Below are 12,301 nucleotides of genomic sequence, written 5' to 3'. Positions count from 1 at the left end.
CGCCCCCGAGTCCGGGGGCTGATTGCAGTTCAGTCGGGCCGCTTACTGGGGGCCGAGCTTCTTGATCAGGGCGTTGAGCATTTCCATTTCTTCGCCGGTCAGGTCAGTCAGCGGCGCGCGCACCGGGCCGGCGTCGTGGCCGACCAGCTTGGCGCCGGCCTTGACGATGCTGACGGCGTAGCCGGCCTTGCGGTTGCGGATTTCCAGGTACGGCAGGAAGAAATCATCCAGCAAGCGGTTGGTGGTGTCCGAGTCCCCGGCGGCAATGGCGCGGTAGAAATCCATGGCGGTCTTGGGCACGAAGTTGAAGACGGCCGACGAATACACCGGCACGCCCAGCGCGCGGTAGGCGGCGGCATAGACTTCAGCCGTGGGCAGGCCGCCCAGGTACGAAAAGCGGTCGCCCATCTTGCGGCGGATGCGCACCATGGCTTCGATGTCGCCAATGCCGTCCTTGAAACCGACCAGGTTCGGGCAGCGTTCGGCCAGGCGTTCCAGGCTGTCGGCCGACAGGCGGGACTGGGCGCGGTTGTAGACGATGACGCCGATCTTGATGGACTTGCAGACTTCGTCCACGTGCGCGGCGATGCCGTCTTGCGAGGCTTCGGTCAGGTAGTGGGGCAGCAGCAGGATGCCCTTGGCGCCCTGGCGCTCGGCTTCTTGTGCGTAGGCGATGGCGGTGCGGGTGGGGCCACCGGCGCCGGCCAGGATCGGCACCTTGCCGGCGCAGGTTTGCACGGCGGTGCGGATGACGTCCGAATATTCCTGGGGCGCCAGGGAGAAGAACTCGCCAGTGCCGCCCGCGGCGAACAGCGCGGTGGCGCCATACGGGGCCAGCCATTCCAGGCGTGCGGCGTAGGTCTTGGCGTTGAAATCGCCGTTCTGGTCAAAGTCCGTCACGGGGAAGGACAGCAAACCTTCCGAAACAATTTCCTTGAGTTCCTGCGGGGTGGTCATAGCGCGATCGTCCGGTGTGGTCGCGCCCAGCCTGCTTGAGGGGGCTTGGCGCGAGGGGGGCGGTGGTGAAAAGGTAAGTCATCGTACAACACGTTTACACCCGTTTCAAGGGCGCCCGCTCTATGGTTTCACTTGTAGACAAGGGGAAACCCGAAATTTATTTTTGACCGCGTTCAAGGATATTCTCACGGTTGTACGATAACGTTTTGGATGCCGGATTTGCCTGCATCCCTATGCAAAAGGACTTTTCATGCAGGTTGCGCAACCCCAGGCGCCCGTGCTCATCAAGATACACGCGGATGACAACGTGGCCATCGTCGCCAATGAAGGCGGCTTGCCCGCCGGTACGGTGTTGCCCGATGGATTGCAGTTGGTGGACGCCGTGCCGCAAGGCCACAAGGTCGCGTTGCGCGATCTGGCCGAAGGCGATGCCGTGGTCCGCTACAACGTGGTGGTCGGTTACGCGGCCAAGGCCTTGCCGCGCGGCAGCTGGGTGAACGAACGCGTGACCACCATGCCGTCGGCGCGCAACTTGGAAGACCTGCCCGTGGGCACGCGCGTGACGCCGTTGCCGCCGCTGGAAGGCTATACGTTCGAAGGCTATCGCAATGCCGACGGCACCGTTGGCACGCGCAACATCCTGGCCATCAGCACCACCGTGCAATGCGTGCAGGGCGTGGTCGAACACGCCGTGGCGCGAATCCGCCAGGAACTGCTGCCGCGCTATCCCAACGTGGACGACGTGGTGGGCATCGAACACACCTACGGTTGCGGCGTCGCCATTGACGCGCCGGGCGCCGCCATTCCCATCCGCACGCTGCACAACATTGCGCGCAACCCGAACTTTGGCGGCACGTCCATGGTGGTCAGCCTGGGGTGCGAAAAGCTGCAACCCGAACGCTTGCTGGCCCCCAACGCCATTCCGATCCGCGCGGGCGAGGGCATGGGCAAAAGCGGTGATGACGTCGAAGGCGTCGACACCATCGTCTTGCAAGACGAAGAGAACGTGGGCTTTCAGTCGATGATCGATCTGATCATGCGCACCGCCGAACGCCATCTGCAAAAGCTGAACGCGCGGCGCCGCGAAACCTGCCCCGTGTCGGACCTGACGGTCGGTGTGCAGTGCGGGGGCAGCGACGCATTTTCGGGCGTCACGGCCAACCCCGCCGTGGGGTTCGCCACCGACCTGCTGGTGCGTGCGGGCGGCACCGTGATGTTTTCCGAGAACACCGAAGTGCGCGACGGCATCGACCAGCTGACCGCGCGCGCCGCCACGCCGGAAGTGGCCGACGCGCTGGTGCGCGAGATGGCCTGGTACGACGACTACCTGCAACGCGGCATGGCGGACCGCAGCGCCAACACCAGCCCGGGCAACAAGAAGGGCGGCTTGTCGAACATCGTGGAAAAGGCGATGGGGTCGATCGTGAAGTCGGGCTCCTCGCCGATCCACGGCGTGTTGTCGCCCGGCAACCGGCTGACGCAAAAGGGCCTGATCTTTGCCGCCACGCCCGCCAGCGATTTCATCTGCGGCACGCTGCAACTGGCCGCGGGCATGAACCTGCACATCTTCACCACCGGGCGCGGCACGCCTTACGGCCTGGCGCAGGTGCCGGTGATCAAGGTGGCCACGCGCGACAGCCTGGCGCGGCGCTGGCACGACCTGATGGACGTGAACGCGGGGCGCATCGCCACCGGTCAGGCATCGATCGAAGACGTGGGCTGGGAACTGTTTCGCCTGATGCTGGACGTGGCCAGCGGCCGCCAGCAGACCTGTGCCGAAAAACTCAAGCTGCACAACGCCCTGGCGTTGTTCAACCCCGGGCCGGTGACCTGACGCGGCGCTGATCCGCGTCCAAGCCGGACCCTACGCTGACCGCATTGCCATCGCACTACACCGACAAGAGGAGACACCGATGGAGCATGCCCCCTTGGCCCAACCCGGCCGCCGTCGACTGCTGGGCGCCGCATTGGCGTTGGGACCGGCCGCGCTGGCCCAGGCGCAGTCGTTCAACTTCACGCCGCAGCAGCGCTACCCCGACCCGTCGGTGCGCATCCTGGACCCGGAGTTTTCCAAATACCGCATCTACAGCAGCAGCGTCGAGCAACTGGCCAGCGGCTTCCGTTGGCTGGAAGGCCCCGTCTGGGTGGGCGACGGCCGCTATCTGCTGGTGTCCGACATTCCCAACGACCGCATCCTGCGCTGGGACGAAACGACGGGCGCGATCAGCGTGTTTCGCCAACCGGCCAATTTCAGCAACGGGCTGGCGCGTGACCGCCAGGGGCGTCTGCTGGCCTGCGAACACTTGACGCGCCGGGTCACGCGCACCGACTACGACGGGTCCATCACCGTGCTGGCCGACGGCTATGACGGCAAGCGCCTGAATTCCCCCAACGACATCGTCTGCCAGCGCAACGGCGCCATCTGGTTCACCGACCCGCCGTTCGGTATCGGCGGGCATTGGGAAGGTGACAAGGCAAAGCCCGAACTGCCGCATGGCGTTTACCGCATCGACCCGGCCGACGGCCGTGTGACGCGCGCGCTGGACGACCTGGCCGGCCCCAATGGCCTGTGCTTTTCACCCGACGAAAAAATCCTTTATGTGGTCGAGTCGCGCCATCAACCGAACCGCGTGGTGTGGGCGTATGACGTGGGCGCGGACGGCGCCTTGTCGGGCAAGCGCGTGCATATCGACGCGCAAGGCCCCGGCGCCATCGACGGCATCAAGTGCGACGAAGACGGCAACCTGTGGTGCGGCTGGGGCAGCAATGGCGCGCCCAATGCCAAGTCCGAAGAGCTGGACGGCGTGATGGTGTTCAACCCCGCCGGCAAGCCTATCGGCCACATCCGGCTGCCGGAACGCTGCGCCAACCTGTGCTTTGGCGGCGCCAAGCGCAACCGCCTGTTCATGGCCAGCAGCCATTCGTTGTACGCGCTTTACGTGGAAACGCGCGGGGCGGCCTGAGTGCAGATGGGCTGAACGCAGGCCACTGAACGCAGGCCACTGAACGCAGGCCACTTTGATTTTCGTGCGCGGCGACGCAGGCGGGGCGCCGCGCCGGTATTACCCCAGAACACCTCAAACAGTGTGGAGACAGCATGGACGTAAGCAAGAGACATTTCCTGGGCGGCGCCGCGGCGCTATGCCTGTCGCCGCTGGTGCCGGCATGGGCGCAGCAAGCCGGCGCATCCGCCGGTGGCAATGCGGCGAACTGGCCCACGCGGCCGGTGCGCATCATCGTGCCTTACCCGCCCGGGGGCTCGTCGGACATCATCGCGCGCATCCTGGCGCCGCGCCTGTCCGACGCGCTCAAGCAGACGGTGGTCGTGGAAAACAAGCCCGGCGCCAACGGCAACCTGGGCGCGGGCCTGGTGGTGCAATCGGCGGCCGAAGGCCACACCGTGTTGTTGTGCGATGTGGGCGCGCTGGCAATCAGCCCGTCCGTATACACGAAGCTGTCGTTTGACCCGTCCAAGGACCTGCGCGCCGTCAGCATGCTGGCGTATTCGCCGCACGTGCTGGCCGTGCATCCCGACGTGCCGGCCAAGACGGTTCAAGAACTGGTGGACCTGTCGAAGAAGCAGCGGCTGAATTTTGCCGTGACGGCGATTGGCAGCGCGCCGCACCTGGCGGCCGTGGCCGTGCAGCAGGCCACCGGCGCGCAGTGGGAATACGTGCCGTACAAGGGCGGCTCGCAGGCGGTCACCGACACCATCGGGGGCCAGACGCAGATCATCATGAACGGCCTGCTGGCCACATTGCCGCACATCAAGGCCGGCAAGCTGCGCCCCATCGCCATTTCCAAGGGCGAACGCATGCAGCTGGTGCCCGATATCCCGACCATTTCCGAACAGGGCGTCAAGGGCTTTGAATCGGGCACGTGGCAAGGCGTGATGGCCCCGGTCACCACCACGGACCCGGTAGCCGAACGCCTGGCCGTGCTGCTGGCCCAGATCGTCAACCAGCCCGACGTGAAGGCGCAATTGAACGAGCAGGGCGCCGAGATCGTGACACGCAACCCGGCCGAGCTGACGCAGTTCTTCAACAGCGAACGCGCGCGTTGGGCCAAGGTCGTGAAAAGCGCGGATATCCGGCTGGATTGATCCGCGCGGGCGCGGGTGCTGGCCGGGTTGTTGGCTGGCTTGCTGGCCGCGGGTTGGCTGTGGGCTGGCGCGGGCGGTGCGAACTGCGCGCACCGCACGGACCGCACCGATCCCACGGGTTGCGAAGGCGGGGCGGATGGGCGCACACTCGTGCCAGGCTTGCCCCGCATTCGTCATCCTCTGGAGCCACGATGAAAGCCCTGATCCTGGCCGCGTCCCTGGCGCTGGCGGCTGGCCCCGCGCCAGCGCGGGACGGCGTGCCCAGCGTCCCGCAACCCCCCGCCTCCGCGCGCACCTTGCCTGACACGTGCCTGGGCACGTCTTGCCCGAAGACGGTTGACCCGAACCGCAGCGGGCAACCCTGCCTGGGCACCTCTTGTGGCGGCACCGGCTACCCGCCACCCAGCTCCCGCACCATGCCCGCCAACCCGCCGTGGAGTGGTTCGGCACAACCGAAACTGCCGCCGATGCCCTCGCGCTCGGGGCCGCCCGTTGGGCCATTGACGCCCGGCCCAGTGTTACCGCGTTAGTGTCGGCGACGCCCGCCGTGACACCATGTTGAAAAAATGCGTGACGATACTTGTTGCAGGGCAACACGGCCTGTTATCTTCCCGCCGATAACAAGATTGTTGCGTTTCTTTGCACCGGTCGCGACTCTGGGGAACCCATCCATGCCTGTCCGCCAACGCCTTATGTCCGAGCCCGCCCCAGGGCCTGAACCCTTCCTGCTGGCTGCCGCCGCGCCCAAGCCCGCGCCGTCCACCGACGCCCTGGGGTGTTCGGCCAGCAAGCTGGTCATCAACCAGCATTTCGAAGGCGGCGGGCTGACGTTTTATCGCAAGCGCACCGACAACGAACGCTTCGGCACCGTGGAGACGCCCGCGTCCGACCGGGGTTTTCTGGTGGGCGTGGCGATGCAGGGGGGCCACCGCCGCCGCATCCTGCAAGGCCAGCATGCAACGGCCCACGATTTTGATATCGGGTCGGTCTACATCCGCGACTTCAACGATGATTACCGCGCCGACCTGACCGGCGGTTTTGACTTTGTGCTGATTGAATTGCCGCGCGCCTTCATCGAACGCGTCAACGATGAAAAAGGCGGGTCCCGGGTCAGCAGCCTGCTGCCGCGCACGGGCAAGGGCGACCCCGTGCTGGCAAATCTATCGCAAGTATTGACGACGGTGCTGGCGCAGCCCGCGCCGGCCAACAGCTTGTTTGTGGAACACCTGAGCCTGACGATCGGTGCGCACCTGCTGGCGCATTACGGCGCTGGCGCCACGACCGGCTGGGAGCCCGCGGGCGGCACGCGCGTGCTGTCGCGCAAGCTGGAAGCGCGCGCCAAGGACATGTTGCTGTCGACCCTGCGCGAAGATTTGTCGATGACGGATATCGCCGAAGCCTGCAACCTGTCGCGCAGCTATTTCATCAAGGCCTTCCGCCAGACGGTAGGCACCACGCCACACCGATGGCTGCTTGAGCAGCGCGTGCAAAAGGCACAGGAATTGCTGCGGGTGCCGGGACAGTCGATTACCGACATCGCGCTGCTGTGCGGTTTTGCGGACCAGGCCCATTTGACACGCGTGTTCACCAGCGTGGTGGGCGTGTCGCCGGGCGCTTGGCGCAAGGTGCACGCCTAGGGCGCCTGCCCGTTGTGCGATCATTGCTCTTTCGTACAAAGCAACACCCAAGTACGCAAGACCCACCGGCAGCCCGAAGCTATCTTGATAGCGTATCTTGCCGCTTTCTTCGGACTACCCGGACGTGAATCTCATGAATCGCCCAGCCATCGACCTTGCCTGCCGTCCGCCGGACTTGCCGGCCTTGCATGCGCAGGCGTTTCCCATGCTGACCGCCGCCCAGATCGCGCGGGCCACGCCTTACGGTGAACCCATGCTGGCGCCGGCCGGCAGCGTGCTGCTGCAAAGCGGCGGCCAGGAGGCCGCCTTTCACATCCTGCTGCAAGGCACGGTTGAAGTGCTGGAATGCGAGGCCGACGGCGCCATGCAAAGCCTGCTGGTGCATCGCGATGGCGAATTTACCGGCAGCCTGGACCTGTTCACCGACCGCCCTAATGCCGTCACGGCCCGCGCCGCGTCGGACAGCCGGCTGCTGCGCCTGTCGCGCGAGGCCCTGGCGCGGCTGTTGCTGGCCGAACCCACGCTGGCGGACATCGTGCTGCGGGCGTTCATGCTGCGCCGGATCAGCTATTTGCGCCAGCGCCCATATGGCGGCGCGATCCTGCGGTCGGCCATGGGGGTAGGGCGGGTGGACCCGGTGTTGGATCTGGCCGTTATCGGCGGCGGTCCGGCCGGGTTGGCGGCCGCCGCCTATGCCGCGTCCGAGGGCCTGCATACCTTGCTGGTGGGCGGTTCGCTGTGCGGGGCGCAAGCGCCGGGCGCCTACGCCTTGCCCGCCTTCCCGGGCACCCTCACGGGCTTGTGCGATGGCGGACTGCTGCGCCGCGCCGAAACGCAAAGCCGCCATTTTGGATCGCACGTCATGCCGCAACGGCTGGCGACCGCGTTCGACAGCGCCAGCTATCCCTACCAGGTGTGGCTGGATGATGGCCAGGTGATCGAGGCGCGCAGCCTGATCGTGGCGACCGGCCTGGCCGAAGACGGATCGGGCCAGGGCAATACCGACTGGCTGGAGGGCTGCCTGGACACCGATGACCGGGGCCGCATCCACACCGGTCGCGCCGCCGCCGGGTCCATGCAGGCACGCGCCTATGAAAGCTCGCAGCCCGGCGTGTTCGCAGCCGGCTCGGTGCGCGCCGGCTGCGTGCCGCAAGTGCTGGCGGGCATCGCCGAAGGCGCGGCCGCGGTGCGCGTCGTGCACCGTTTCCTGGACGCCTCGGCGCACTAAGCCGGCGGCTCGGTCACTACGCCGGCGGTTCCACCACTGAGCACGCGGCTCGGTCATTAGGCCGGCGGTTCCACCACTAGGCCGGCGGTTCCACCACTAAGCCGGCGGCCCGCCCCTCACACCGGCGGGTCTCCCGACCGTGCCATTCAACCGGCCTGGCTGCCCCCGGCCTCCGATGTGGCCCCAGGCTTCCCCTGCCGCAAGTCCAGCGCCAGGAAGTGATGCACCACCGGCTTTTCCGGCCCGATATGAAAGCGCTGGGCTTCGCCCTGCAAGTCGGCATCGGCCTGCGAGACGCGCTGATGCTGGCGCAAATGCTCCGCCCACGATTCCACCAGGAACCATTCCTGCACGCGCTCGGGTTCGCCGGTGTGCTCGGCCACGCCCCAGGCATAGGCGCCATCGCGCCGTCGTTCTTCGGCCACTGACTTGAGCGCGGCCAGGAACGCGGGGCGGTCCTGCACGCGGATGCGGTATTCGATCTGCACCATGACCGGTCCGCGATCGTGTTCCACCGGTGTGTCCAACAGCGGTTCAGGCCAATGGTTGGACGGGTCCAGATTCGCTTCGCCCTGCGGCAAGCGCATGCGGTGCAGCAGCACCCCCGCCACCAGCAGGCCCGCCGCGCCGGCCAGCAAGGTGGCCGGCACGCCGATCTCTTGCGCCAGCAGGCCCCAACCCAGGCTGCCCGCCGCCATGGCGCCGTTGAAAACCATCAGGTAGATGGCCAACCCACGGCCGCGCACCCAGTTCGGCAGGATGGCCTGCGCGACGCCGTTGAACGTTGTCAGCGCCACGATCCAGCCCACGCCCAGCAGCAACAGCAGCAGCACGGCGGCCCATTGCGGCGGAGCGAACGACAGCGCGGCCATCACGGCGGCGGCCACGACGGCGGCGGCCAGCACCAGGCCATCGGTGTTCAGGCGTGCGCGCAGACGCGGCAACACCACCGCGCCCAGGATCGCGCCCACGCCCACCGCGCCCAGCAGCACGCCATAGAAGCCGGCGCTGCCGCCCAACATGCGGCGCGCCACCAGCGGCAGCAACGCCCAGACCGAGCTGGCAAAGATGAAGAACACGGCCGCGCGCAGCAACACCACGTGCAGCTCGCGGCTGGCGCGCGCAAACCGCACGCCCGCGCGGAAGGCGCCGAAGAACTGTTCCGACAAGCCGTCGTCCACTTTCTTGGGCCGCTTCCACCAGATCAGCGCGCCGATCACGAACACGTAGCTGATCACGTCCGCGCCATAGGCGGCGGCCGCACCGAACGCGGCCAGCAGCAATCCGCCCACGGCCGGGCCCAACGCGCGGGCAATGTTGATGCCCAGCGAGTTCAAGCCCACGGCGGTTTTCAGTTCGGCCTTGGGCACCAGTTCAGGCACGATGGCTTGCCAGGTGGGGCCCATCAGCGCCGTGCCCACGCCGCCCAGGAAGGTCAGGGCGATCAAGGTTTCGACGGTCAGCGTGTTGGTCTTGGCCATCATCAGCAGGGTGAAGCTGACGCAGGCCAGCAGCACCTGGATGATGATCAGAAAGCGCCGCCGGTCCAGGATGTCGGACAGCACGCCGGCCGGAATGGCCAGCAGGAACACCGGCAAGGTGGCCGCCGTCTGCATCATGGCGACGGCGGCGGGGTTGGTGGACAGGTCGGTAACCAGCCACGCGCTGGCCACGTCGCGCATGAAACTGCCGATATTGCCCAGGATGGTGGCGCCCCACAGCACGGCGAACAGCGTGTGCTTCAAGGGCGCCATGCCGCTCACGGCGGCGGCGGGCGGGGGGGTGCGATCAGGTCCGGCCATGCAGGCGCTCCGTCAGGTCATGCCAGGCGACCAGGACGAATGCCCCGGCCAGCCCCAAGTGTTCATAGAACGCGTTCATTGTCATGAAGCGCGCGTCGGCGGGCGTTTGCCAGTAGCGGTTGGCCATCAGCGCCGCCACGGCGGTGAACAGCGCCAACGCCAGCGCGCCCAGCCAGCGCAGCCGCCCGGACAGGATCAGGGCGCTGGCGCCCAGTTCCAGCACGATAACGGCGACGGCGGCCGGCGCGGCGGGTTGCAGGCCAAAATGCGTCATCTCGGCCTGCGCGCCCGCAAAGTCCAGCAGCTTGACCAGCCCGCCCTGGATATAGGCGCCGCAAAGCGCCAGCAGGGCCAGCCAGCGCACCGCCTTCGAGGTCAGCGGACGGGGCACGGTCATACCGCCCAGCACGCGCAACCCAGCGCGCCCCAGAAGCCTTTCAGATCCGACACCGGCAGCTTGCTGGCCCAGGCGCCCGCATGCTGGTGGCCGTGCACATTGCAGTCGTTCGCGCAGGCGCAGCCGGCGGCCGCTTCGCGCAGCGAGGTCTGCAAGGGCTTGCCTTCGGTGTCTGCCCAGGCGCCGTAGCCGCCGAACAGACGCGTGGGCGACCAGTCGGGCATGGCGGGCGGGGGGGCCGCGTCGTCATGGGCCGAGAATTCGCCCGCGCCCCACACCACCTTGCCGCCCACCACGGTGAGCAGGCTGCTGGTGTCGGCGATATCGGATTCCGGGCACGCGAAGAAGTCGCGATCGGGCACCACCAGGTCAGCCAATTGGCCCACGGCGATGCGGCCTTTCTTGCCTTGTTCGTTCGAGAACCAGGTGACGTTCTCCGTCCACATGCGCAGCGCGGCGTCGCGGTCCAGGCAGTTGCGTTGCGGCGTCAGGCGCATGCCGCCCACGGTCTTGCCGGTGATCAGCCAGGACAGCGACACCCACGGGTTGTAGGACGCGACGCGCGTGGCGTCGGTGCCGGCCGACACGTTGACGCCTTTCTCCAGCATGCGCTTGACGGGCGGGGTGGCCTCGGCCGCGCCGGCGCCGTAGCGTTCAACAAAATACTCGCCCTGGTAGGCCATGCGATGCTGCACGGCCACGCCGCCGCCCAGCGCCGCGATGCGGTCGATGGACTTTTCGGAAATGGTTTCCGCGTGGTCAAAGAACCAGTTCAGCCCGGCCAGCGGCACGTCGCGGTTGACGCGTTCAAACACATCCAGCGATCGGCTGATGGTTTCGTCATAGGTCGCGTGCATGCGCCACGGCCAGCGGTTCTGCGCCAGGATGCGCACCACTTCTTCCAGTTCGCCTTCCATCTCGGGCCCCATCTCGGGACGCGGCTGGCGGAAGTCTTCGAAGTCGGCGGCCGAGAACACCAGCATTTCACCCGCGCCGTTGTGGCGGAAGTAGTCGGTGCCTTGCTTGTATTGCGACGTGGCCGTCCAGTTCAGGAAGTCTTCTTTTTCCTGCTTGGGCTTTTGCGTGAACAGGTTGTAGGCCAGGCGGATCGTCAGCTGGTTGGCGTCGGCCAATTGCTGAATCACCTGATAGTCCTCGGGGTAATTCTGAAAACCGCCGCCCGCGTCGATGGCGCCGGTGACGCCCAGGCGGTTCAGTTCGCGCATGAAGTGGCGCGTGGAGTTGACCTGGTATTCCAGCGGCAGCTTGGGGCCCTTGGCCAAGGTGGCGTACAGGATCGACGCGTTGGGCTTGGCCAGCAGCAGGCCGGTGGGGTTGCCGGCGGCATCGCGCACGATTTCGCCGCCCGGCGGGGCGGGTGTGGTCTTGTCGTAGCCCACCGCGCGCAAGGCGGCTGCGTTCAGCAGTGCGCGGTCATACAGGTGCAGGATGAACACGGGCGTATCGGGCGCCACGGCGTTCAGTTCCTCGATGGTGGGCAGGCGTTTTTCGGCAAACTGGTGCTCGGTGAAGCCGCCCACCACGCGCACCCACTGCGGGGCGGGGGTAATGGCGACCTGGCGGCGCAGCATGGCCATGGCGTCGGACAGGCTGCGCACGCCGTCCCAGCGCAATTCCATGTTGTAGTTCAGGCCACCGCGGATGATGTGCAGGTGGTTGTCGATCAGGCCCGGCAGCACGCCGCGCCCGTTCAGCGCGATGACCTTCGTCGCGGGACCGGCCAGCGGCAGGATGTCGGCGGCGGCGCCCACGCGCGTGAAGCGGCCTTCGCGGATGGCGACGGCGTCGGCCACGGGGTTGGCCGGGTCCAGCGTGGTGAAGCGGCCCTGGTGCAGGATCAAATCGGGGGCTTGGGTGTCAACCATGGCGCTTGTCTCCACATGCATCGGCGGTTGTTTCAGAAGGGGCGGACGCCTTGGGGCAACTGGGCAGCTCGCCGAACATATGCGGCTTGACCTGCTCGTGCAGCCAGGACGTGCGCGTGGCCGGTTCAGCCATCATGCGCTTGACCAGCGGGGGAATCTGTTCGCCCGCCAGGATGCCCAGAAGGCCTACCAATGCAATGACCGGTGGCGCGGGCGAGCGCACGTTGAACAGCGCATAGATCACGCCGACCAACAGGCCAAGCGCCAGCGAAACAAGGTAGACCTTCATGGG

Annotated in this window: 10 protein-coding genes; 5 read left to right on the top strand and 5 right to left on the bottom strand. The window is 66.9% G+C overall.

Annotated features, from left to right (window positions below):
* Positions 1-42: 42 nt before the first annotated feature.
* Entirely contained in the window at positions 43-957 is a 915-nt protein-coding gene (gene kdgD, locus AC6LJY_RS18020; protein ID WP_498136483.1) for a 5-dehydro-4-deoxyglucarate dehydratase, read from the bottom strand.
* A gap of 250 nt (positions 958-1,207) precedes the next feature.
* On the opposite strand from kdgD, the gene garD reads away from it, so the two are divergent.
* The 5 genes from garD to AC6LJY_RS17995 all read left to right on the top strand — a co-directional run bounded on the left by garD (position 1,208) and on the right by AC6LJY_RS17995 (position 7,924).
* Entirely contained in the window at positions 1,208-2,791 is a 1,584-nt protein-coding gene (garD, locus tag AC6LJY_RS18015; protein WP_498136482.1) for a galactarate dehydratase, read from the top strand.
* A gap of 79 nt (positions 2,792-2,870) precedes the next feature.
* Positions 2,871-3,920 carry an SMP-30/gluconolactonase/LRE family protein gene (locus AC6LJY_RS18010; RefSeq protein ID WP_104145778.1) on the top strand — a complete coding sequence of 350 codons (1,050 nt, stop codon included), beginning with the start codon at positions 2,871-2,873 and terminating at the stop codon, positions 3,918-3,920.
* A gap of 134 nt (positions 3,921-4,054) precedes the next feature.
* Entirely contained in the window at positions 4,055-5,059 is a 1,005-nt protein-coding gene (locus AC6LJY_RS18005; protein WP_046807067.1) for a Bug family tripartite tricarboxylate transporter substrate binding protein, read from the top strand.
* A gap of 671 nt (positions 5,060-5,730) precedes the next feature.
* Complete coding sequence (locus tag AC6LJY_RS18000) at positions 5,731-6,696, top strand: helix-turn-helix domain-containing protein (protein WP_314360527.1); 966 nt, start codon at positions 5,731-5,733, stop codon at positions 6,694-6,696.
* Between the two features lie 133 nt (positions 6,697-6,829).
* Entirely contained in the window at positions 6,830-7,924 is a 1,095-nt protein-coding gene (locus AC6LJY_RS17995) for a Crp/Fnr family transcriptional regulator (protein ID WP_104145794.1), read from the top strand.
* 146 nt (positions 7,925-8,070) lie between these two features.
* On the opposite strand, the gene AC6LJY_RS17990 is transcribed toward AC6LJY_RS17995, so the two are convergent.
* The 4 genes from AC6LJY_RS17990 to AC6LJY_RS17975 are packed head-to-tail and all read right to left on the bottom strand — an operon-like array spanning position 8,071 to position 12,298.
* A complete protein-coding gene (locus AC6LJY_RS17990; protein ID WP_498136481.1) occupies positions 8,071-9,726 on the bottom strand; it encodes an MFS transporter in 1,656 nt (551 codons plus the stop codon).
* On the bottom strand, positions 9,713-10,123 hold the full coding sequence (locus tag AC6LJY_RS17985) for a DoxX family protein (protein WP_498136480.1): 411 nt from the start codon (positions 10,121-10,123) through the stop codon (positions 9,713-9,715). The genes AC6LJY_RS17990 and AC6LJY_RS17985 overlap by 14 nt, the downstream gene beginning before the upstream one ends.
* Positions 10,120-12,009 (bottom strand): amidohydrolase family protein, encoded by a 1,890-nt coding sequence (locus AC6LJY_RS17980; RefSeq protein ID WP_314360522.1) that lies wholly within the window; start codon positions 12,007-12,009, stop codon positions 10,120-10,122. The genes AC6LJY_RS17985 and AC6LJY_RS17980 overlap by 4 nt, the downstream gene beginning before the upstream one ends.
* Positions 12,002-12,298: a XapX domain-containing protein gene (locus AC6LJY_RS17975; RefSeq protein WP_046807071.1), complete on the bottom strand. Its 297-nt coding sequence runs from the start codon at positions 12,296-12,298 to the stop codon at positions 12,002-12,004. Before AC6LJY_RS17975 ends, AC6LJY_RS17980 begins: the two co-directional genes overlap by 8 nt.
* Between the last annotated feature and the right edge of the window lie 3 nt (positions 12,299-12,301).

The organism is Achromobacter sp. RT286_PF, from assembly GCF_059760425.1.
Note: the sequence above shows the minus strand (reverse complement) of the source record. Positions and strands in the feature narration are given on the sequence as shown.